This is a genomic window from Brevundimonas sp. (genome assembly GCF_027484365.1).
Classification (GTDB): domain Bacteria; phylum Pseudomonadota; class Alphaproteobacteria; order Caulobacterales; family Caulobacteraceae; genus Brevundimonas.
Map to the genome: position 1 here is coordinate 213,902 of NZ_JAIXTC010000018.1, position 20,440 is coordinate 234,341.

The 20,440-nt window shown below is 67.8% G+C and carries 22 protein-coding genes; 11 read left to right on the forward strand and 11 right to left on the reverse strand.

Features of this window, described 5'->3' with window-relative positions:
• Positions 1 to 64 precede the first annotated feature (64 nt).
• Complete coding sequence (locus Q0044_RS09120; RefSeq protein ID WP_298161611.1) at positions 65 to 631, reverse strand: DUF3035 domain-containing protein; 567 nt, start codon at positions 629 to 631, stop codon at positions 65 to 67.
• Between the two features lie 72 nt (positions 632 to 703).
• A complete protein-coding gene (gene lspA / locus Q0044_RS09125) occupies positions 704 to 1,210 on the reverse strand; it encodes a signal peptidase II (protein ID WP_298161613.1) in 507 nt (168 codons plus the stop codon).
• A 78-nt stretch (positions 1,211 to 1,288) separates the two neighbouring features.
• On the opposite strand from lspA, the gene Q0044_RS09130 reads away from it, so the two are divergent.
• The 3 genes from Q0044_RS09130 to ribF are packed head-to-tail and all read left to right on the forward strand — an operon-like array spanning position 1,289 to position 3,652.
• The gene (locus Q0044_RS09130; RefSeq protein WP_298161614.1) at positions 1,289 to 2,158 is read left to right on the forward strand and encodes a TIGR01459 family HAD-type hydrolase; all 870 of its coding nucleotides are present in this window, start codon (positions 1,289 to 1,291) and stop codon (positions 2,156 to 2,158) included.
• A gap of 38 nt (positions 2,159 to 2,196) precedes the next feature.
• Positions 2,197 to 2,652 carry a MaoC family dehydratase gene (locus tag Q0044_RS09135; RefSeq protein WP_298161615.1) on the forward strand — a complete coding sequence of 152 codons (456 nt, stop codon included), beginning with the start codon at positions 2,197 to 2,199 and terminating at the stop codon, positions 2,650 to 2,652.
• Between the two features lie 13 nt (positions 2,653 to 2,665).
• Positions 2,666 to 3,652, forward strand: coding sequence for a riboflavin biosynthesis protein RibF (gene ribF / locus Q0044_RS09140; RefSeq protein ID WP_298161616.1), 987 nt, complete (start codon positions 2,666 to 2,668; stop codon positions 3,650 to 3,652).
• A 337-nt stretch (positions 3,653 to 3,989) separates the two neighbouring features.
• Here the strand turns inward: ribF and Q0044_RS09145 are convergent, their stop codons facing one another.
• Together Q0044_RS09145 and Q0044_RS09150 are read right to left on the reverse strand one after the other, a co-directional pair.
• A complete protein-coding gene (locus Q0044_RS09145) occupies positions 3,990 to 4,559 on the reverse strand; it encodes a DUF3828 domain-containing protein (protein WP_298161617.1) in 570 nt (189 codons plus the stop codon).
• On the reverse strand, positions 4,556 to 5,119 hold the full coding sequence (locus Q0044_RS09150; RefSeq protein ID WP_298161619.1) for a DUF3828 domain-containing protein: 564 nt from the start codon (positions 5,117 to 5,119) through the stop codon (positions 4,556 to 4,558). Before Q0044_RS09150 ends, Q0044_RS09145 begins: the two co-directional genes overlap by 4 nt.
• A gap of 236 nt (positions 5,120 to 5,355) precedes the next feature.
• Here Q0044_RS09150 and ileS point away from each other — a divergent pair, with 236 nt between their 5' ends.
• Positions 5,356 to 8,286, forward strand: coding sequence for an isoleucine--tRNA ligase (ileS, locus tag Q0044_RS09155; protein WP_298161620.1), 2,931 nt, complete (start codon positions 5,356 to 5,358; stop codon positions 8,284 to 8,286).
• Between the two features lie 391 nt (positions 8,287 to 8,677).
• Here ileS and Q0044_RS09160 read toward each other — a convergent pair whose 3' ends face one another.
• On the reverse strand, positions 8,678 to 9,604 hold the full coding sequence (locus Q0044_RS09160) for a hypothetical protein (RefSeq protein ID WP_298161621.1): 927 nt from the start codon (positions 9,602 to 9,604) through the stop codon (positions 8,678 to 8,680).
• Between the two features lie 99 nt (positions 9,605 to 9,703).
• On the opposite strand from Q0044_RS09160, the gene Q0044_RS09165 reads away from it, so the two are divergent.
• Positions 9,704 to 10,162 (forward strand): RidA family protein, encoded by a 459-nt coding sequence (locus Q0044_RS09165; RefSeq protein WP_298161622.1) that lies wholly within the window; start codon positions 9,704 to 9,706, stop codon positions 10,160 to 10,162.
• Positions 10,159 to 11,313: a GNAT family N-acetyltransferase gene (locus Q0044_RS09170; protein WP_298161623.1), complete on the forward strand. Its 1,155-nt coding sequence runs from the start codon at positions 10,159 to 10,161 to the stop codon at positions 11,311 to 11,313. The genes Q0044_RS09165 and Q0044_RS09170 overlap by 4 nt, the downstream gene beginning before the upstream one ends.
• 9 nt (positions 11,314 to 11,322) lie before the next feature.
• Here Q0044_RS09170 and Q0044_RS09175 read toward each other — a convergent pair whose 3' ends face one another.
• A complete protein-coding gene (locus Q0044_RS09175; protein ID WP_298161624.1) occupies positions 11,323 to 12,324 on the reverse strand; it encodes a hypothetical protein in 1,002 nt (333 codons plus the stop codon).
• A 281-nt stretch (positions 12,325 to 12,605) separates the two neighbouring features.
• Here Q0044_RS09175 and Q0044_RS09180 point away from each other — a divergent pair, with 281 nt between their 5' ends.
• Positions 12,606 to 12,779 (forward strand): hypothetical protein, encoded by a 174-nt coding sequence (locus Q0044_RS09180; RefSeq protein WP_298161625.1) that lies wholly within the window; start codon positions 12,606 to 12,608, stop codon positions 12,777 to 12,779.
• Between the two features lie 337 nt (positions 12,780 to 13,116).
• Here Q0044_RS09180 and Q0044_RS09185 read toward each other — a convergent pair whose 3' ends face one another.
• Positions 13,117 to 13,458 (reverse strand): hypothetical protein, encoded by a 342-nt coding sequence (locus tag Q0044_RS09185; RefSeq protein ID WP_298161626.1) that lies wholly within the window; start codon positions 13,456 to 13,458, stop codon positions 13,117 to 13,119.
• Positions 13,459 to 13,578: 120 nt separating this feature from the next.
• Between Q0044_RS09185 and mutL the strand changes: the two genes are divergently transcribed.
• A complete protein-coding gene (gene mutL / locus Q0044_RS09190) occupies positions 13,579 to 15,435 on the forward strand; it encodes a DNA mismatch repair endonuclease MutL (protein WP_298161628.1) in 1,857 nt (618 codons plus the stop codon).
• Between the two features lie 18 nt (positions 15,436 to 15,453).
• Here the strand turns inward: mutL and Q0044_RS09195 are convergent, their stop codons facing one another.
• The gene (locus Q0044_RS09195; protein ID WP_298161629.1) at positions 15,454 to 16,044 is read right to left on the reverse strand and encodes a TetR/AcrR family transcriptional regulator; all 591 of its coding nucleotides are present in this window, start codon (positions 16,042 to 16,044) and stop codon (positions 15,454 to 15,456) included.
• A 97-nt stretch (positions 16,045 to 16,141) separates the two neighbouring features.
• On the opposite strand from Q0044_RS09195, the gene Q0044_RS09200 reads away from it, so the two are divergent.
• From Q0044_RS09200 to Q0044_RS09210, 3 genes are read left to right on the forward strand one after another with little or no spacing between them, the layout of a single operon-like run.
• On the forward strand, positions 16,142 to 16,972 hold the full coding sequence (locus Q0044_RS09200) for a sterol desaturase family protein (protein ID WP_298161630.1): 831 nt from the start codon (positions 16,142 to 16,144) through the stop codon (positions 16,970 to 16,972).
• Entirely contained in the window at positions 16,969 to 17,811 is an 843-nt protein-coding gene (locus Q0044_RS09205; protein WP_298161632.1) for an ABC transporter six-transmembrane domain-containing protein, read from the forward strand. The genes Q0044_RS09200 and Q0044_RS09205 overlap by 4 nt, the downstream gene beginning before the upstream one ends.
• Before the next feature lie 56 nt (positions 17,812 to 17,867).
• Entirely contained in the window at positions 17,868 to 18,335 is a 468-nt protein-coding gene (locus Q0044_RS09210; protein WP_298161633.1) for a low molecular weight protein-tyrosine-phosphatase, read from the forward strand.
• On the opposite strand, the gene Q0044_RS09215 is transcribed toward Q0044_RS09210, so the two are convergent.
• The 3 genes from Q0044_RS09215 to Q0044_RS09225 are packed head-to-tail and all read right to left on the reverse strand — an operon-like array spanning position 18,308 to position 20,349.
• The gene (locus Q0044_RS09215) at positions 18,308 to 19,102 is read right to left on the reverse strand and encodes a MerR family transcriptional regulator (RefSeq protein ID WP_298161634.1); all 795 of its coding nucleotides are present in this window, start codon (positions 19,100 to 19,102) and stop codon (positions 18,308 to 18,310) included. The genes Q0044_RS09210 and Q0044_RS09215 overlap by 28 nt on opposite strands.
• A 34-nt stretch (positions 19,103 to 19,136) precedes the next feature.
• Positions 19,137 to 19,703, reverse strand: coding sequence for a 16S rRNA (guanine(966)-N(2))-methyltransferase RsmD (rsmD, locus tag Q0044_RS09220; RefSeq protein ID WP_298161636.1), 567 nt, complete (start codon positions 19,701 to 19,703; stop codon positions 19,137 to 19,139).
• 1 nt (position 19,704) lies between these two features.
• Positions 19,705 to 20,349 (reverse strand): TMEM175 family protein, encoded by a 645-nt coding sequence (locus tag Q0044_RS09225; RefSeq protein ID WP_298161638.1) that lies wholly within the window; start codon positions 20,347 to 20,349, stop codon positions 19,705 to 19,707.
• Positions 20,350 to 20,440 lie beyond the last annotated feature (91 nt).

Consider the following 20,440-nt stretch of genomic DNA (forward strand, 5'->3'; position numbering starts at 1 on the left):
CGCCGAATTGAAAAGGGGCGCACCGTCGCCGGCGCGCCCCTCATCGACTTCGAAAGCCGGGCTTCTACAGGCCCGGCAGCTTGAACCCGCCCGAGCGGCGCGGCGCGATCACGATGGTGCTCTGCGTGCCGGTCAGGGCCTGCAGACGGGCGTTCTCGCTGGCGGCGTCGATGGTGACGGCACCCTGGGCCGTCTGGGACGTGGTCGGGGCCTGGCTGGCCGCGTCGTCGCGACGCCAGAACAGGATGCGGTTGGCGAAGCTCTCTTCCTTGTGCGCCAGGTCGCCGAACTCGTCGTCGACGACATAGCGGGCCAGGGGGTCGGCGCGATCGGCGCCGGCGGCGGCGACGAGAGCCTGTTCGCCCGGGGTGCGGGTCACGGCCTGACGCTGACCCAGAAGGATCTGGCGGGCGGCGCTTTCCGGCGCCAGTTCCTGCGGACGCGGCTGGCCCGGCGCGGGCGGACGCAGGCCGTATTCCGGCGGCACGGTCAGCGGGGCGGACGACACGGTCAGGAACTCGTCGGGCACGACCTTGGTCAGGCCGATGGACTGGCGCAGGCCCCCACAGGCGGTCAGGGCGACGGCCGAGACGGCGATGGCGGAAACGGTCAGGATACGGGCGGTTCGCATGGGTCGGTTCGGCTCCGGCGCGGATTCGGCGCCCAGGTCAGACGAGTGTGGAGTGCAGGAAAGAGCGGGTGATTACGCCTTTTCGTGGGCCGCGCCAACGGTCGGCTTCCGTTCCGAACGCAGGCTGTCGATAATCAGCAGCAGGACGCCGATGTTGATGGCGCTGTCGGCGACGTTGAAGACCCACGGAAAGACGCCCGTGCCCGAAAAATCGATGAAATCGACGACATAGCCGTACTGGATCCGGTCGATGGCGTTGCCAAGGGCGCCGCCGATGATAAGGCCGATCGCCGCTATCAGGGTCCGTCGGTCGGTCTTCAGAGCCCACCAGCCCAGGAAGCCCGCCACGACCAGGGGGAAGAGGCTGAGAATCCAGCGTCCGGACCCGCCGCCGAACAGGCCGAAGCTGACGCCGTCGTTCTCGACATAGGAGAAATTCAGAACCGGCGGGGCGATCAGAACCCGACCGACCTCACGCAGGTCCAGACCTTCGAGGATCCAGAACTTGGTCAGCTGGTCCAGCACGATAATGACGAGGGCGAATCCATAGGCCGCCCAGGCGATGCGAGGGATTTTCATGCGGGTCGGTTAGCAGGACATGGTCCCGCCAACAAACCCTCGCTTCACCCTTTCGACCTGACGCGTTAGTCACTCGCCATGACCCTGCCCCACGCCCTTCCGGCCCTCAGCGCCGTCGCCGCCGACTACGACATTCTGCTCTGCGATGTCTGGGGCGTGATCCACAACGGCCGCGAGAGCTGGCCCGAGGCCTGCGAGGCCCTGACGAGGTTCAACGAACAGGGCGGCCACGTCGTCCTGATCTCCAACTCCCCGCGTCCGTCACACGACGTCATCGCCCAGCTCGACGCCCTCGGCGTGCCCCGCGACAGCTGGAGGGCCTTCGTCACCTCGGGCGACGCCACCCGGATGGAGCTGGCCCGCCGCGCCCCCGGCCCGGCCCTGATCATCGGCCCCGCCCGGGACGACATCCTCTATGAAGGCCTGGACCTGGAGCGCGCCACCGGCGTCGCCGACGCCGCCTTCCTGTCGGTCACCGGCATGATCGACGACGAGACCGAGACGCCCGACCACTATGCCGAACAGCTGTCCGAGGCGGCTGCGCGCGATCTCGAGCTGATCTGCGCCAACCCCGACCGGATCGTCCAGCGCGGCGACAGGATCATCTACTGCGGCGGCGCACTGGCCGATGTCTACGAATCGCTCGGCGGCCGGGTGACCATGGCGGGCAAGCCCTTTGGCCCGATCTACGCCCTCGCCCTGACCGAGGCCGAGGCCCTGATGGGCCGCCCCGTGGACCGCTCCCGCGTCCTCTGCATCGGCGACGGCGTCATCACCGACGTTCTCGGCGCCAACCAGCAGGGACTGGACTGTCTGTTCATCGCCCAGGGCATCCATGGCGACGCCGCCCGTGGCGATGACGGTCTGATCGACCCGACCCGCGCCGCCGCCCTCCTGACGCCCGAGACCGCGTACGCCCGCTACGCCGCGCTCGATCTGAAGTGGTAGTCCTCGCCAAATCGGCGCGGCATCGCTAACACCGCCCCATGAACACCGGACCTCACCCCTCGGGCGGCTATATCCTCGAAGAACTTTCGCCCGGCATGGTGGCCGTCAAGGACGTGATCATCACCGAGGACCGCATCCAGCAGTTCGCCGAGGCGTCCGACGACTTCAACCCCGTTCACATGGACGAGGCCTTCGCCTCGAAGACCGCCTACCGGGGCCGGATCGCCCACGGCCTGCTGAGCGCCTCCTTCGGCTCCGCCGTCGTCGGCACCATCCTGCCGGGGGCCGGAGCCATCTATCTGTCCCAGAGCCTTGCCTTCCACAAACCTGTGCGTATCGGCGACGTGGTGACGGCGAAGATCACCGTCGCCGCCGTCGATGCCGAATCGGCCCGCGTCACCCTGCGGACCGAGGGCTATGTCGGGGACGAGATGATCATGGAAGGCGAGGCGATCGTGCGCGTTCCCCGCCGCCGCCGCCCCGCCAGGGACTGACCGGGGCCCGGCCGTGCCCATCGAGATCATCCGCGACTGGCGCGACCTGCCGGCCTCGCAGCGCGGCGCCGCCGCCGCCCTGGGAGCCTTCGACGGTGTCCACCGGGGGCATCAGGCGGTGATCGCCTCGGCCCGGGAGGCCGCCGACCGCCTCAACGTCCCCCTCGCCGTCATCAGCTTCGACCCGCACCCGCGCCGCTGGTTCCAGCCCGACGCCGCCGCCTTCCGCCTGATGACGGCCGGCCAGATGGCCCGCGCGCTCGAGCCCCTGGGCGTCGACCGCCTCTACCTCCTGCCCTTCGATGCCGAGATGGCCGCCATGTCGGACGAGGCCTTCGCCGTCGATGTCCTGTCCGGCCGGCCTCAAGCAGCGCAAGGCGCGGCAGGCCACAAGGATGGCCTCGGGCTGGCCCATGCCTCGGTCGGTTTCGACTTCACCTACGGCAAGGGCCGCACCGGCTCGCCCGATGGGCTGGCCCGCATCGGTACCAGGCTGGGCTTCCCGGTCGCGGTCACAGAACGGGTCGACGACGCCGGCGGACTGAAACTGTCCTCCAGCGCCGTGCGCGAGGCCCTCAACGCCGGCGACATGACCCGAGCCGCCGCCATCCTCGGCCGCCCCTTCGCCATTGAGGGCGAGGTGGTCCACGGCGAAAAGCGCGGGCGCACCATCGGCGTCCCCACCGCCAACGTCCGCCTCGGCGACTACATGCGCCCCGCCTACGGGGTCTATGCGACCCGGACCCGCCTGCCCGACGGGCGGGTCATCGACGGCGTCGCCAACCTCGGCGTCCGGCCGATGTTCGAGATCGCCGAACCCCTGCTCGAGGTCTGGCTGTTCGATTTCGCGGAGGAGCTCTACGGCCAGACCGTCGAGACCGAGCTGGTCGCCCTGCTGCGTGGCGAAATGAAATTCGATGGCCTCGACGCCCTCAAGACCCAGATCGACAGCGATGCAAGGATGGCTCAAATCGCCTTGAACGGAGGAGACCCAGCATGACGTTCAACCGGCCCACCCTGCCCGCGATTTCCACAATCATCCTGGCTGCCGTCCTCAGCGTCTCACTATCCGGCTGCGTGACCGGCCTCGTGATGGCCGCCGCCTCCCTTGACAGGGCCCAGCAAGAACGCGAGGCGCAAAGGCCCCGCCAGCCCGCCCCCGGCGAGTAAGCCCCGGCGAGGGGCTGATCATGACCGAGATCCATCCGCCGTTCTGCGACGACGGCGAGAGCGTCACAGATTCAGTGCTCAGGCCCGTAGCCGCCCCGTCCATATCGACATTCAGATCGGAGGCGGCGACGACGCCTGCGGCGTGATCCAACGCCACTGATCAGGCCTCACCCCGCCGCCTCGGCCACCGCCATCAGGGTGTCATGCAGCGAGTCCGTGCCGTCGATGATGTCGTCGACCTTCCAGTTCGGCCCCTCGCGCACCAGTTTGAGCTTCAGGTTTTTCGGTTCGCCCATATTGGTGAAGGCGACATTGGCCTCGGCGGTGTTCGGGTCCGACTGCGCTACCGCCATCGCCGCGACGACGAACTCGCCCTGGTCCTGACAGGCGCAGAGGGGGTCGTAGTTCAGGGTCGGAACCTCCCCGTTTGCGGCCCGGAAATCGGCGCCGATCAGGGCGTTCATGGTGCGCGAGAACATCGGGTCCTGCCCCGGTGCCGGCTGTTCGCCCTGCGGTCCGCCGTTGACATACTGGGCATAGATCGTCCGCACGAAGGCCTCGGGCCCCTCGCCCGCCGCCGCATAGACCTGGTCGCGCGACACGGGCCCGGTCGGGGCGGCCGCGGAGCCCGCCGTGGCCGAGGCCGGGGCGCTCGCGGTCTTGCCGGCCTCCTCGCCTTGCGAACAGGCCGCCAGCGTCATCGCACCGATCGAAACAAGAATCAGGGTCCGGATCATCCCTTCGCTCCTGCTGCGTTTTCGGCCTGCCGTTCGGCGATCCAGCGCGTCATGTCCTGAACCAGCGGGGGCTGCGGAAACGCCGTGGTCTGGTCGCGCAGGATGTCGTCGATCTTCCAGGCACCGCCCTCATTGACGAGCCTGTAGGTCTGGGTCCGTGTCTCGACCGGGTCGCCCATCGTCCAGGTCATGAGGACGGTGACGTCGGCGCGGTCGCCGCTCACGGTCCCGGGCGTGACGCTGGTCAGCACCATGCCGCCGTCGTCCTGGCAGTCGCAGATCGGGTCGGCTTCGAAATAGGCGTACTCGCCCGGATTCCCCAGCGCCTCCGTCTCGGCGATCAGGGCCGCGGTCCGCGCGGACCAGATCTCCGGCGCCTCGGCCGCCGCCGCTGCGGTTCCGCCGGCCTCGGCGGAATACAGAGACCTCACGAAGGCCTCCGGGGACAGGGCGGTTTGCGTCGCTGCGGCCGTCGTCGGTGCCGGCTCGACCTTGTCCGCGGGCGGGCTGCAGGCGGTCAGGGCCAGACCGGCGGCCGTCATCATAAGGATCGTGCGCATCGGATTTCGTCCCTGCCGGCGCGCGTGCGGCACCGTTCGAAAGCGACGTTACCGAAAGCCCACGCTTTTCCCAGCCCCCGCGCCCTGATAGGACCCTCCCATGGACGCGCGCCGGATCATTCCGATCGAGATTAGCCGCCCGGCGTAGCGCCGACGGGGCCCTTCGCCCCCGCTTACGCCGGGATTTCCAGCCGACCTCACCCGACGCCCCGATACGATTATCCGAGACCGACCCCATGGCCGACGACGCCCAGACTCCCGATTCCCCCGACGCCCGCGACTATCGGGAGACCGTCTTCCTGCCGGAGACGCCCTTCCCCATGCGCGGCGGCCTTCCGCAGAAGGAGCCGCTGATCCTGGAACAGTGGGGCGACCTCTATTCGACCCTGCGCGCCGAGCGGCAAAAGCAGAACGCCCCGCTCTATGTCCTCCATGACGGCCCGCCCTATGCCAACGGCGACATCCACATCGGCCACGCCCTGAACAAGACGCTGAAGGACTTCGTGGTCCGCAGCCGGTTCCTGCTCGGCTACGACGTCGACTTCGTGCCCGGCTGGGACTGCCACGGCCTGCCCATCGAGTGGAAGATCGAGGAACAGTACCGCGCCAAGGGCCGTCGCAAGGACGAGGTCTCCAAGGCCGAGTTCCGCGCCGCCTGCCGCGAATACGCCGCCGGCTGGATCGAGGTGCAGAAGGCCCAGTTCCTGCGCCTCGGCATCACCGGCGACTTCGAGAACCGCTACGCCACGATGGACTACGGCTCCGAGGCCGCCATCGTGAAGGAGTTCCACAAGTTCAAGAACTCCGGCCAGCTCTATCGCGGCTCCAAGCCCGTCATGTGGTCCCCGGTCGAGCGCACCGCCCTGGCCGACGCCGAGATCGAGTATCACGACCACGTCTCACCGACGATCTGGGTCAAGTTCCCGGTCATCGCCGCGACCGACGACCACCCCGACGACCTGCTGGCCTTCCGCCATCAGACGCCGTCGATCGTCATCTGGACCACCACGCCCTGGACCATCCCGGCCAACCGCGCGATCAGCTACGGCCCCGAGATCGCCTATGGCCTGTATGAGGTCCAGTCGATGGAGACGGGCCTGGAGTTCGCCCCCTGGGCCAAACCGGGTGACCGGCTGATCCTCGCCGACAAACTGGCCGAGGAGGTCTTCAAGGCCGCGAAGATCGCGACCTGGACCCGTCTGGACGACATCAACCCGTCGGGCCTCGTCTGCGCCCACCCCCTGGCCGAGCTGGACGACGGCTACCGCTTCAATGTGCCCCTGCTCGACGGCGACCATGTCACCGACGACGCGGGTACGGGCTTCGTCCACACCGCGCCGGGCCACGGCGCCGACGACTTCGAGGTCTGGAAGGCCCACGGTCATCACGAGGTGCCCGACACCGTCGATCCCGACGGCGCCTACTACCCCTCCGTTCCCCTGTTCGCGGGCCTCAAGGTGCTCGAGACCGAGGGCAAGAAGACCGGCAAGTTCGGCAGCGCCAACCCCGCCGTCATGGACAAGTTGATCGAGGCGGGCAACCTGCTGGCGCGCGGCCGGATGGAACATTCCTATCCGCACAGCTGGCGCTCCAAGGCCCCGGTGATCTTCCGCAACACGCCCCAGTGGTTCATCCGCATGGACAAGGCCCTGGACCATGCCGACGGCGCCACCCTGCGCGAGACGGCCCTGACGGCCATCGACCAGACCGACTTCCACCCCGCCGCCGGCAAGAACCGCATCCGCTCGATGGTCGAGGGCCGCCCCGACTGGCTGATCAGCCGCCAGCGCGCCTGGGGCACGCCTCTGGCCATGTTCGTCGACAAGCACACCGGCCATCCCCTGCATGACCCCGAGGTCGACGCCCGCATCGTCGCCGCGATCGAGGAAGGCGGAGCCGACGCCTGGTACACCCGCCCGGACAGCGACTTCCTCGGCCTGCACGACCCGGCCAGCTACGAGAAGATCGAGGACATCCTCGACGTCTGGTTCGATTCCGGCTGCACCCACGCCTTCACCCTGGAGACGCGCGACCCGGCCCACGGCTATGTCGGCGACCGCCCGTCGCACTGGCCGGCCAACCTCTATCTCGAAGGCTCGGACCAGCATCGCGGCTGGTTCCAGTCCAACCTGCTCGAAGGCTCCGGCACCCGCGGCCGCGCCCCGTATGACGCCGTCCTGACCCATGGCTTCACCCAGGACGAGAACGGGGAGAAGATGTCCAAGTCGCGGGGCAACACAACCGACCCCGCCGTCGTCATCAAGGAATCGGGCGCCGACATCCTGCGCCTGTGGGTCGCCCTGGTGGACTATGCCGAGGACCAGAGGATCGGGAAGCAGATCCTCCAGACCACGGTCGACGCCTATCGCAAGCTCAGGAACACCGTCCGCTATCTGCTGGGCGCCCTGGCCGATTTCGACGAGGCCGAACGCGTCGACTATGCCGACATGCCGCCGCTGGAGCGGTTCATCCTGCACCGGCTGTGGGAGCTCGATCTGCAGGTGCGCGGTGCCTACGAGACCTACCGCTTCCAGGACGTCGTCCGCCCGGTGCTGGAGTTCTGCGCCGGCGACCTGTCCGCCCTCTATTTCGACATCCGCAAGGACAGCCTCTACTGCGACCGCCCCGACGCGATCCGCCGCCGCGCGGCGCGCACGGTGATGCATGAGGTCTTCGTCCGCCTGACCGCCTGGCTCGCCCCCCTGACGCCCTTCACCATGGAGGAGGCCTGGACGACGCTTTATCCGGACGCGGGGACGAACTGCGCCCGGGTGATCCCGGAGACGCCGGATGAGTGGCGCAACCCGGATGAGGCGGCGCGGTGGACCTCCGTCCAGTCGGTCCTGCAGGTCGTCAACGACGCCCTCGAAGGCGCCCGTCGCGAGAAGACCATCGGCGGCGCGCTCGACGCCTGGCCGACCGTTACCGGCCCCGCCGGTGCCTTCGCGGCCTTCGCCGACCTCGACCCGGCCGAAGTCTTCCGCACCTCCGGCGCAGAACTGGTCGAAGGCGGCGACGCCATCACCGTCTCCATCGCACTGGCCGACCACCCCAAATGCGCCCGCTCCTGGCGCCGCGTCCCCGATGTCGGCTCGGACGTGCAGTACCCCGACCTCTCCGCCCGCGACGCCGACGCCGTCCGGTGGTGGGACGCGAAGCACGCGTAAGCCATCCCTCTCCCCTTGCGGGAGAGGGAGACCGCGCACGGCGGCGCAGCCGTCGTCCTTGCGCGGCCGGGTGAGGGGTCACACCGGCGTCGACAGCGAGTCCCCAGCGATCATCGGCGAGGTCAGCGTGACCCCTCATCCGACTTCGCTTCGCTCAGCCACCTTCTCCCGCAAGGGGAGAAGGAAAGTGGACCATACCCATCATCACACGCCTGAATTCGCCGCACGAATTCAACGCCCGGCGCTGATGAGAGGCCGTTTACCCATCACGGTCTGAAACGGCCGTACACTGTCGCGCCTCAGGGAAAAGGAGGCGCAGCAGATCATCCCGTCCGGACGCTTCGGACGCTTCGGACGCTTCGGACGGTGTTCTGGAGTCCGGCTCGAACCCTCAGGCCGCCTCGGCCATCGCCATCGCGGCCTTGCGCTGTTCCGCCCACGGAATCAGCGTCGATTTCGGCCAGGCCACCAGCCAGGAGCTCGGCGTGTATTCGCCGCTCTCGATCATCGCCTTGCGCGTTGGCGAGGACGCGCTGGCCCGTTCCGAATGGATCGGCGCCGGCCCCTGATGGATGATGAAGGCCCCGCCCTTCAGCGGGTTCAGCCGAAGATAGGCCAGGCGCGGGCTGATGGTCTCCAGCGGCGGGTCGTAGAACCAGCTCGAACCGATCATTCCGGCAAGCTCGGGCCGTGTCTTGCAGATGGCCGCCGCCGTCGCCCAGGCGCGGTCCCAGCCGGCCTCGTTGAAATCGGCCAGCTGGCGGCTTTCGGTGTGGACCTCCAGCCAGGGCTTCTTCCAGCCCTGGGCCCGCACATAGGAGACCAGCTGCGACCAGCCATGGCCCTCGCGCCCGTTCCGCACCACCTGGCCGGGCCCCATGGGCGACGACAGGTCGATGGTCTGGGTCAGGGCCCCCGGCACGCTGAGCACCAGGGCCATCCGCACGTCCTTGGCCCAGTGGTCCGGATCATAGGCGGCATCCGTTTCGGCGGCCCCCGTCAGGAACTCGGCCATCCTGTCCATCCAGTAGGGATAGAGCTCCATGACCTCGCCCGGCAGGGCCGCCTGTTTCGCCCGCCCCGGCAGCTCCAGCGCCCAGGTCGCGACCAGGGCGCGGCGCATGGCGTCGGTGGCGTCGTCTCCGAGGGCCTTGTCCGCCGCGTGGGCCGGCAGGTCGAAATTCCAGTGCGGGGCCGAGGCCACCGCCGGGTCCACGGCCTCGACCGAGGCGATATCGACCCGCGTCCGCTCTTCGGCGGTGAGGCGGGCCCGGACGGCCTTGAAGGCCTGGATCTGTGTCTTCGAGAGCGTTTCCATGCCGGGATCATGGCACACGCCGGTTGGCGAACCTTTAAGGGCTGGCGACCCGCCTCGCCCCCGCGCTAAACCGCCCGCAACACCTCCATGGAGCCCCCGATGAGCATCGCCGCCCGCCTGACCGAACTCGGCATCGACCTGCCCCAGCCCGCCGCGGCCGTGGCCAACTACGTGCCCTTCGTGCGCACCGGAAACCTGGTCCACATCTCGGGCCAGCTGTCGAACGACGCCTCGGGCGGTCTCAAGGGCACGGTCGGCGAGGACGTCTCCCCCGAACAGGCCACCGCCGGCGCCCGCCTGTGCGGCATCAACCTGCTGGCCCAGTTGAACGCCGCCCTCGACGGCGACCTCGACCGCGTCGTCCGCATCGTCAAATTGGGCGGCTTCGTCCAGGCCGGCCCCGGCTTCACCGCCATTCCCGCCGTCATCAACGGCTGCTCGGACCTGATGGTCGAGGTCTTCGGCGACGCCGGCCGCCACGCCCGCTCGGCCGTCGGCGTCTACCAGCTGCCCCTCGGCTTCGCCGTCGAGGTGGACGCCATCGTCGAGGTGCGGTGAGCGCCCAACCCGAGTTCACCCTCCAGGTCCATGACAGTCTCGCGGCCATCGGTCGCGAGGCCTGGGACGCCTGCGCCGCCCCGACCGGCGATCCCTTCGTCAGCTTCGACTTCCTGAACGCCTGCGAGGCCTCGGGCAGCGCCGTCGCCGGTCAGGGCTGGGGCCCGCGTCACCTGACCCTGATGGGGCCGGACGACAGCGTCCTCGGCTGTATGCCCCTCTATCTGAAGGGCCACAGCCAGGGCGAATACGTCTTCGACCACTCCTGGGCCGACGCCTGGCAGCGCGCCGGCGGCCGCTACTATCCGAAGCTCCTCGGCGCCGTCCCCTTCACCCCCGCCACCGGGCCGCGCTTCCTGCATGCTCCGGGCACGGACGAAGCCACAGTGCGCGCCGCCCTGATCCAGGGCGCCCTGACCCTGACGGAACGGCTCGGCGTCTCATCGCTGCACGTGAACTTCCCGACCGGGCCCGAATGGTCGGCCATGGGTGAGGCCGGGATGCTTCGTCGCCAGGACATGCAGTTCATCTGGCGGAACGAGGGCTACCAGACCTTCGACGACTTCCTCGCGGCCCTGTCGTCCAACCGCCGCAAGACCATTCGCCGCGAACGGCGCGACGCCCGCGCCGACCTCGACATCCGGGTCCTGACCGGCAGCGACATCATCGAAGCGCACTGGGACGCCTTCTTCGACTTCTACCAGGACACGGGCGCCCGCAAGTGGGGCCGGCCCTATCTGACGCGCGAGTATTTCAGCCTGATCGGCCAGACGATGGCCGACCGTATCGCCCTGGTCATGGCCTTCCGCGACGGCGCGCCGATCGCCGGGGCCCTGAACTTTATCGGCCGCGACGCCCTCTACGGCCGCCAGTGGGGCGCGCTCGACGAGGTCCCCTTCCTGCATTTCGAGCTCTGCTACTATCAGGCCATCGAGTTCGCGATTTCGCGCGGCCTGTCGCGCGTCGAGGCGGGCGCGCAAGGGGAGCACAAGATCGCGCGCGGCTACCTGCCCTCCCCCGTCTATTCCGCCCATTACATCGCCGACCCCGCATTGAGGAGCCCTGTGGCGCGGTATCTGGAGCAGGAACGCGCAGGGGTGGAGGCGGAGATGGTGGCGATGACAACAGACCTGTCGCCGTATCGGGGGTGACGGCTCTTCCTAGTCAGCCTCATCCTCGCCCGCCTGCTGTCCCCGCACGATACGAGCCATGCCCGTGGCGACCTCGCCGAGGCGGGAACGGGGGCTTTCGTCGGTCTGTTCGGCGGAATACAGGCCACGCAGGAAGGCCCGGTCCCAGTCGGTCAGACCCGGCGGCGGACTGCCCCCATCCGAGAACAGGCTCAGGATCGTGTCATAGGGACCGGGATCGAGCGCCGGATCGATCTGGGCCAGGCTGATGAGCGCCAGATAGTCCGCCAGCGCCCCCAGATCGACGCCCGCCACCCGGTCGATGTCGACGATGATGATCACCTGGGACAGGTCGTCACGAACAGGGTTGCGGATTCGGGAAGCGCCGTCGGTGATGGCCTGCGGGCCGAAATCCGATGGCCGGCGGAGCTCTGGCCCCGCAGAGAATGGAGCCTGCCCGGGAAGCCGGGAAACCACACGACCCGTGCCGGAGTTGATCGGAATGCTGGACTGCCACCAGCGGACGGGTCTGTCGGAGGTCTGAAACGCCTCAAGCGCCTCATCGCCAAGGTCTGTGCCTGAAACGCCGATCCGAAACTGCCGTCCTCGGGCCTCCACAAGATCGCGCGCTGCGGCGTCCGCATCGCTGGCGAAGACGATGAAGACGCGTGGCTCACAGCGGGGCCGCCCGGGAGTCAGGCCGACGCTTTCGACCACCGTTGAGATCCGGTCGATGACGAATTCCGCCGCGTTCCGCTCCAGATTGCCTACCCCGATACAGACGGTTCGATACCAGGTCGCCGCCCCTCGACCCCGAGCCGGAGCCGCAATCCGGTCGATGAAGTCCGTGGTGGCCTCGGCGAGCGGCCGCCCTTCGACCACAACGTCCTCAAGCAGGTCCGGTGCTGGCTCAGCGGTCTCGTCCGCCTGACCGGTTCGTGCCTGAACCGGCGGCACCTCCTGCACCGTCTCACGCGACGGCGGGGGAATCGGCGCAGTGGCCAGCAGCACGACGAGCAAAGCGGTCAGCATGGCGGTTTCCTCAGGCCCGGTTGCGTGGCTTGGTAGCGGCCAGCCCCGTTAAATCGAGGGCGAATCAGCCACGCCGCCGCTGGCGATATCTTCGGCAAACAGAACTCTCAGGCAGCAGGTCAAAAGTCTCCCGTTCAACACGAAAGCAGTGATCCCTATCCTGCGGTTGAGATGCAAGCAGAACCGCCATGCGGGCAATCACTTTTTTTCCTACTACCCCTGGTCGTCTTGATAATGGTTCCCTCCCATCGACAGCATCCCGCTGTCGATGGAGAAACACCATGCTGAAGAAGATCATGCTAGGGCTGGTCGTCGCCACTGCTTTGATGCCCGTCTCGGTCCAGGCTAGGTCCCCCGACCCTACCTATTGTCTGATCATTGCAGGCTGCTTCTGGAATGGCGCTGAATGGGTGTGCGCCGACCCTGCTCTCTACGCCGATTGCGTCGAACCATAGGCTTGCCTCGGACAGTTGTCTCGGCTGCCGCCCGGTCGAATGGTCGAGCGGCAGCACTTCTGCACATTCCCTACTTCACCGGACGCCGGCAAAGGCCAGGGTCCAGAAGGCAGACACGGTAAAGTGGTGCAACAGACGCTATGCCAAATCCCCGGCTTCTGAAGTCATGATCTCGACCCAAGCCTCGAGAGATCGGCCGGTCCGGGTCTCGAAATACGCCTTCACCGTGGCGAACCATTTCGCCTGACGCTCGGTCAGTTGGGGGCGGGTTTCACAGGCGTCCTCGCAATTGAAAACGGCCGGGACTTCCGCCCCGGCCGTCGTCCAAAGTCCAGCCTCAGCCGAGGGTCAGGGTCTCGCCGTTGACCGCGCAGAAGTCGACTCCCATGACGACCAGGTCAGGGGTGTCGTCGTTGAACACGACCTTGATGTCGTATTCGCAGTCTTCCAGACCGTCGTTGATCGTGACGTGCACGCTCTCACCGCTGCCGACGACTTCGCTGCCCAGGATGTCTTCTTCCCAGTCATTCGTGGAAGGCACGGAGATGAAGATCTGGACGACGACGCCGTCGGTGGTGTTGGCCAGGGTAAAGTCCAGCGGACCGGTCTGGGCCGAGGCGCTGGAGGCGACGAAGGTGAAGGCGAGCGCAGCGGCCGCCGACAGAAGCTTGATGGACATGATCAGGTCTCCCCAGGCCCGACGCGGACCTTGGGGCATACCGCTACACCGGTTTTCGCCGGGAGCAAGACATGTGATCTGACGACCTCGCAGGCTTTAGGCGCTAGGATCACGAATCCCATGCCCATCCGTCGCCTCCCGCCCGAGACCGTCAATCGCATCGCCGCCGGCGAGGTGGTCGAACGGCCGTCCAGCGCCATCAAGGAGCTGGTCGAGAACGCGCTCGACGCCGGCGCGACCCGGATCGAAATACAGGCGGACGGCGGCGGCCTGTCGCGCATCCTGATCGCCGATGACGGTCACGGCATGGCCCCGGATCAGCTCGCCCTCGCGGTCGAGCGGCATGCGACCTCGAAGCTGGAGCCCGACGACGCCGGCGACGTCGACCTGCTCCGCATCTCGACCCTGGGGTTCCGGGGCGAGGCCCTGCCCTCGATCGGCTCGGTCGCCCGCCTGACGATCACCAGCCGCGCGCCCGGCGGAGACGCCCACCAGATCACCGTCGAGGGCGGCGACCAGCGGCCGGTCGCCCCCGCCGGCTTCCCCGGCCCCCACGGCGCCCGCGTCGAGGTCCGCGACCTGTTCTACGCCACGCCCGCCCGGCTCAAGTTCATGAAGTCCGAGCGGTCGGAAGCCATGGCCATCTCGGAAGAGATAAAGCGTCAGGCCATGGCGCACGAGGGCGTCGCCTTCACCCTCGATCTCGACGGCAGGACGACCCTGCGCCTGCCCGCCGAACATCCCGGCGACGAGGGTCGTCTGAAACGCCTGGCCGCCCTGCTCGGCCGGGATTTCGAGGCCAATGCCCTGCTGATCGACCAGTCGCGCGAGGGTATCCGCCTGTCGGGCTATGCCGGCCTGCCGACCTATTCTCGCGGCAATGGCGGGCACCAGTATCTGTTCGTCAACGGCCGCCCCGTCCGCGACCGGCTGCTTCAGGGCGCGCTGCGCGGGGCCTATGCCGACTTCCTGGCCCGCGACCGCCATCCGGCGGCGGTGCTGTTCCTCGAGATCGATCCCCTGTTCGTCGACGTCAACGTGCACCCCGCCAAGGCCGAGGTCCGGTTCCGCGACCCGGCCCTGGTGCGCGGCCTGATCGTCGGGGCCCTGCGCCACGCCCTCCACGCCGCCGGCCACCGGGCCTCGACCACTGTGGCGGATAACGTCCTGGCCGGGTTCACGGCCCACTCGGGAACGGCCTGGAGCCCGTCCTCGCCCTCGGCCGCCGGATTCAGCGGCTGGGCCGGCTGGACCTCCAGCCCGGCCCCGGCGACGGGAACCGGCGTCCTGCCCGGACTGAACGAGCGGTCGGTGCGGTTCGAAGGCCTCGACCCCACCAACCTCGCCACGCGCCACTCGCCACTCGCCACTGATGCGCGGCCGGTCGACCTGATCGACTTCCCCCTCGGCGCCGCCCGCGCCCAGGTCCACGGCACCTATATCGTCGCCCAGACCCGCGACGGCATCGTGGTGGTCGACCAGCACGCCGCCCACGAGCGCCTGGTCTACGAGCGGATGAAGACCCAGATGGCCGAGGGCTCGGTCACCCGTCAGGCCCTGTTGACCCCCGAGGTGGTCGAACTGGACCCGGCCGAGGCCGACCGGGTCGTCGCCCGCGCCGACGAACTGGCGCAGCTGGGCCTGATCGTCGAACCCTTCGGCGGCGGGGCCGTGCTGGTCCGCGAGACGCCCGCTTTATTGGGCGACACCGACGTCCAGGGCCTGATCCGTGACATCGCCGACGACCTGGCCGAGCACGGCGCGGCCCTCGCCCTGTCCGAGCGTCTGGGCGAGGTGTGCGGCACCATGGCCTGTCACGGCTCCGTCCGCGCAGGCCGCGTACTGTCGGCTCCGGAGATGAACGCCCTGCTTCGGCAGATGGAGGCGACGCCCCACTCCGGCCAGTGCAACCACGGGCGACCGACCTATGTGGAGTTGAAGCTCAACGATCTGGAGAAGCTGTTCGGAAGGCGGTGAGGGGGCGGGCCGACGAGACTAGGGCTGCAGCGTCCTGATCGACGGCAAGAATGCACCAATCAGTGCGGTGATGGACCGTCCAGGCTCGAAGCGGAGCCGCAGCGCGAGGGCGTCGGCAAGGGTCAGATAAAGGGATGCAAACGCAGCCAGATCGGCATCGGTGCCAAGCCGTCCAGCGGCCTGGTGCGATGCCAGGGCGGCGACCAGGGCCGTGTGCAGCGCCTGCTCGTCTTCCTGAAGGACGGCGGCGACGCGGGGATTGCGACAGGCTTCGGCGGCGACCTCGGTGACGAGGTCGATATAGCCCGGTTCGCCCGCAACATTGACCATGTCCACCAGAAGGCTTTCGAGGCCGGCAACCGGATCTGCGATGTCCACCAGAGCTGCGATCTTGGCCAGCAAGGGCGCTCGATCGATGGTGGCCGCTGCTGCAATGAGCGCCGCCTTGTCCTCAAAATAGCGATACAGCAGACCCATGCTCACGCCCGCCTCACGCGCCACGTCCTGCATGCTGGCGCCGTGAAATCCCTTGGCCAGAAACACGCGTGCGGCTGCTGAGGCGATCTCGCCCGATCGACGTCGGTGAAGGTCGGGGTCAGCAGTACGCAAGACAGTTCTCCATTTATTGAACGAACGCTCACTTTCTGTTGACACGCATTATTCCACACGTCAAAACGTGAGCGCTCACTCATTGAAAGGTACAGACGTGACGGTCATTTCCTTGTTCGAAGCCATGGCCGCAGCGCTGTCTGCGGCCATCCTGATCATGCTGCCGATCGAGCTGTGGTCGCGCCGGCGGTCTCTCAACATCGCGGCCCTCAAAGAAATGGCAGCCAGCGCAGGGGTCCTGCTGCCCGCCCTGGCCACCAGCGGTCTGGTGCTCGCCTTCGTCTCCGCGCTCATGACCACGGCCGATGCCCTGACGCCCTGGCGCATTCCCACGACATGGTGGAGCGCCCTGCTATGCCTGCTGCTGGTCGACTTCCTGTTCTACTGGGATCACCGCATCGCCCACCGGGTCCGCTCAATCTGGGCCGTGTCCCACTCGGTGCATCATTCGTCGCATCAGTTCGACCAGACGACCGGGCTGAGGGTGTCATTCACGGACGGATTCATCTCGCCGTGGTTCTACCTGCCGGCCGTGCTGACCGGCTTTGATCCGTTGTTGGTGGCGGCCTCTTTCGGAGTGATGGTGGGCTATCAGCAGTGGCTTCACACCGAGACGATCGGACGGCTGGGCTGGTTTGACCGGGTGTTCAACTCTCCGGCCAATCACCGCGTCCACCACGGCTCGCAGGATCATTATCTCGACAAAAACTACGGCGGTATTCTGATCGTCTGGGACCGGCTGTTCGGCACCTGGGAACCGGAGGGCGAACAGCCGGTCTATGGCCTGACGACGCCCATCGGCTCCTCCCACCTGTGGACGGTCCATACCGCCGAGATCGGGACCCTGTGGCGGGATCTGAAGGCGGCCGGCTCGTGGCGGGACCGCCTGCGTCTGCTGCTCGCCCCGCCCGGAACGGTGGCGCCATGACGGCATCCTCGCTGACCCTTTTCTGGCCCGAGCGGCTGAGGGTCCTGCTCGCCTATGGTCTGCTGCTGATCGAGGAGATCTCGCTTCTCGCCCTGCCGGCCCTCATCGGCCTGACGATCGATCGGCTGCTGGCCTCGGACCGGAGCGGCCTGTTCCTGCTGGCCGGAGGGGTCGCGGCCGTCCTGCTGTGCGGGGCCCTGCGCCGCTTCTATGACACCCGGGTGTTCGCCACAGCCGAACAGCGGCTGTCGCAGGCTGTGATGTCGGCGCCCGACCCGCCGGGTGTGAAGGTCGCCCGGCTGCGTCAGGTCCATGAGGTCGTCCAGACCTATGAACGCAGCGTGCCCGAAGGCCTTGCCGCCGTCACGGCGGGCGTCGGCTCACTGCTCGTTTCCGCCTTGTACGACTGGAGGGTGGGCCTTGGGGCGCTTGTCGCGACTGTAGCCCTCATCGGCATGGACAGGCTTTATGCCGGCAAGGTCGAGCGGCTGAACACCGCCCTGAATGACCGGACCGAGTGTGAGCTTGATGTGCTGAACCAGTCCCGGCCGGGGAGCCTGCGCGCTCATCTGACGGAGCGGCGCGGATTGCGGGTGGCGCGCTCGGATGCAGAAATCGGGGTCTATCTGCTGAACTGGATTGTGCTTCTGGCGCTGATCGTCGGCACGTTGGCGCTGATTGCAACGCCCGGCGTCACACCGGGCGCCGTCTTCGCCCAACTCTCCTACATCCTTGCCTTCGCCGAGAGCTGGAACCGCTGGCCCCTGCTGACCGAGAGGCTGTCACATGCGCGGGACGTAACGCGTCGTCTGCAGAGCTGTTTGCAGGCGGACGGTTGAGGCCACTGCCGCAGACCGACCTTTGCCGACAGCCTGGCGATGCCCTATCTCCCCTCATGCCCTCCGTACTGTTCGTCTGCCTCGGCAACATCTGTCGCTCGCCCCTCGCCGAGGCCGCCCTGCGCGCCGAGGCCGCGCGGCTGGGGCTCGACCTGATCGTGGACTCGGCGGGAACCGGCGACTGGCATGTCGGCGATCCGCCCGACCCCCGCGCCCGCGCGGTCGCCGCCCGCCACGGCATCGACATCTCGGGATATCAGGGCCGGCAGGTGAAGGCGGCGGATTTCCGCCGCTTCACCCATATCGTCGCGCTCGATCACGACAATCTCGCCAACCTCCGCAGGCTGGCCCCGGCCGGCGCGGTCGCGGAGCTCAGCCTGCTTCTGGACCATGTGCCGGGTCGCGAGGGCCAGCCGGTGACGGATCCCTATTTCGGCGACGACGACGGTTTCGACGTCACCTGGGCCGAGGTCACGGCCGCGGCGTCGGGGCTGGCTCAGGCGCTGAGAACCCGCTTGCCGTAGGCTGCCATCGCATTCGCCATCCATTCCGCCAGACCCGGGCGGATGCTTTCGTAGCGTGCGCGGAAATCCGGGTTCTCCACATACAGTCGCCCCAGCCCCGCATAGGCCTCCGCCGTCGGGCCCATCTTCCAGGTTCGTGCGACCCAGGCGTGGTGTCGCTGGAGCAGCGGGTCCAGCGCCGGATCGTCCGGGCCCGCCCCCTCCGCCATCGCCCGGGCGAAATCGGCCTCCATCCCCGCGACCTCCGCCATCCAGTCCTGCCGCTCATCGGTCGACATGGCCGCCATCGCCGCCTTCCCGGCGTCGATCCGGTCCTGGGCGGGCCGGCCGTATCTCTCGACGATCCAGGCCTCGTAGCCGGCCTGTTTCTCAGGGCTGAAGCCCTCGTACAGTTGCTTGTCCATAATGGTCTCTCGTCCTTCCAGTTCGGCGATCGTGCGGTCGATCGTCCGGGCCAGACGGCGATAGCGGTCCGCTTCCTGTTCCAGCCGCGCCCTCTGCTCGCGCAGAGCCGTCAACCGGTCCGGGTCTCCGGCGTCCAGCAGGGCCGGGATATCGCTGAGGGCGACCCCGAACTCCCGATGAATCAGGATCTGCTGCAACCGCAGCAGTTCCGTTCGCCCATAGTAGCGGTATCCATTCTCGCCGACCGTCGCGGGCTTCAGCAATCCGATGGCGTCATAGTGGTGCAGCGTCCGGACCGAGGTCCCGGACAGCCTGGCCAGCTGGCTGACGGTATGGATCGTGTGGCGCGCGTCGTTCCGCATGGACAGACCTATGGGGCATCACGCGGCGTGAGGGTCAAGCGCTCCGTTTGAGGAAAAGCACCCGGGCCGCGCCGTAGTCGCGCGCGTCCAGCCGGTCATAGCCGGGCGTGTCGATCTCCGGCTCGTCGGAGCAGCGTTCAAAGACCACCAGGCCCCCGGGCTTGAGCCAGTTTCCTTCGATCAGTCGCTGAAGGGATTGCTCGCCCATCCCCTTGCCGTAAGGCGGATCGAGGAAGGCGATGTCGAACGCCTCACCGTCCGAGCCAGGCCGTACGCCGAGGTCCGTGGCGCTGCGCCGATGCACGCGCGTCGCCCCCATCACCCCATAGGCGTCAGCGTTCTCGCGAATGGCCCCGCGCGCCGCCTCGTCGGTCTCGACGAACAGGGCGAAGGCCGCGCCCCGGCTCATGGCCTCGAAGCCCAGAGCCCCCGATCCGGCGAACAGATCCATGATCCGCGCACCCTGAAGGGGCTCGGCCCAGGCCGCATGTTCCAGCACGTTGAACACAGCCTGCCGCGCGCGATCCGAGGTCGGACGCGTGCCCTGTCCTTCCGGCGCCACGATGGCCCGGCCCTTCAGTTTTCCGGCGACAATTCTCAATCTAACGGTACCTCTTCTCGGCCCACCCGCGCGTGATCAGGATGACGGCGGCCACGACGAAGAACGCGGACGGCAGCCACAGGTCCACACCACCGCCTACGACCCCGAACATCAGCATCGATCCGGCCGAGATCAGACCCGGAAGAAGGCCGGCGGACAGGATGGCTGTGATCCTCCGGAAGACGTGGACAGCCGGATCGACAGCGCGGTTCACGAACACCGCCCAGGCCAGCATCGCCCCCTGGACCAGACCGACGATGCTGACCATGCCCAGATAGATCAGGAAGGCCTCGCCCCTCGGTCCATCGATATAGAGGAGGTTTGTCATGTAGGGCATCAGGGCGATGAGGCCGAGCAGAAGCAGGTTCAGCAAGAAGACGCCGGTCGTGAAGCGCCTGATCTGGGTGAACATCCGTCGGTGCGAGGTCCAGAAGATGCCGATGACGAGAAAGCTCAGCGCATAGGCCGCGAAGCCCGGCCAGCCCTGGCTCCACAGCGAAGCCGCCGTCCCGTCCCAGTCGTGCGGCGTGTGCAGTTCGATCGACAACAGGGTGATGGCGATGGCGAAGACGCCGTCGGAGAAGAACAGCAGCCGGTCCAGGCTGTTGTCCTTCGCGTGGCTGTGATCGTGTTCGATGTCGCTCATGGTCCCCTCCCCGGCGTTCGTCGCAGCCATCGCCCAAGCGTCGCGGTCACGCAACCTCTGGACCGAAACCCCGCGACCGGGCAACGGTCTC

Coding starts and splice junctions, on each gene's coding strand:
- lspA (WP_298161613.1), bottom strand. CDS start 1,210: ATGAAAATCCCTCGCATCGCCTGGGCGGCCTATGGATTCGCCCTCGTC.
- Q0044_RS09130 (WP_298161614.1), top strand. CDS start 1,289: ATGACCCTGCCCCACGCCCTTCCGGCCCTCAGCGCCGTCGCCGCCGAC.
- Q0044_RS09215 (WP_298161634.1), bottom strand. CDS start 19,102: ATGCGGAACGACGCGCGCCACACGATCCATACCGTCAGCCAGCTGGCC.
- Q0044_RS09225 (WP_298161638.1), bottom strand. CDS start 20,349: ATGAGCGACATCGAACACGATCACAGCCACGCGAAGGACAACAGCCTG.
- Q0044_RS09160 (WP_298161621.1), bottom strand. CDS start 9,604: ATGGAAACGCTCTCGAAGACACAGATCCAGGCCTTCAAGGCCGTCCGG.
- Q0044_RS09145 (WP_298161617.1), bottom strand. CDS start 4,559: ATGATCCGGACCCTGATTCTTGTTTCGATCGGTGCGATGACGCTGGCG.
- Q0044_RS09150 (WP_298161619.1), bottom strand. CDS start 5,119: ATGCGCACGATCCTTATGATGACGGCCGCCGGTCTGGCCCTGACCGCC.
- ileS (WP_298161620.1), top strand. CDS start 5,356: ATGGCCGACGACGCCCAGACTCCCGATTCCCCCGACGCCCGCGACTAT.
- Q0044_RS09120 (WP_298161611.1), bottom strand. CDS start 631: ATGCGAACCGCCCGTATCCTGACCGTTTCCGCCATCGCCGTCTCGGCC.
- Q0044_RS09185 (WP_298161626.1), bottom strand. CDS start 13,458: ATGTCCATCAAGCTTCTGTCGGCGGCCGCTGCGCTCGCCTTCACCTTC.
- mutL (WP_298161628.1), top strand. CDS start 13,579: ATGCCCATCCGTCGCCTCCCGCCCGAGACCGTCAATCGCATCGCCGCC.
- Q0044_RS09210 (WP_298161633.1), top strand. CDS start 17,868: ATGCCCTCCGTACTGTTCGTCTGCCTCGGCAACATCTGTCGCTCGCCC.
- Q0044_RS09165 (WP_298161622.1), top strand. CDS start 9,704: ATGAGCATCGCCGCCCGCCTGACCGAACTCGGCATCGACCTGCCCCAG.
- Q0044_RS09135 (WP_298161615.1), top strand. CDS start 2,197: ATGAACACCGGACCTCACCCCTCGGGCGGCTATATCCTCGAAGAACTT.
- Q0044_RS09175 (WP_298161624.1), bottom strand. CDS start 12,324: ATGCTGACCGCTTTGCTCGTCGTGCTGCTGGCCACTGCGCCGATTCCC.
- Q0044_RS09205 (WP_298161632.1), top strand. CDS start 16,969: ATGACGGCATCCTCGCTGACCCTTTTCTGGCCCGAGCGGCTGAGGGTC.
- Q0044_RS09180 (WP_298161625.1), top strand. CDS start 12,606: ATGCTGAAGAAGATCATGCTAGGGCTGGTCGTCGCCACTGCTTTGATG.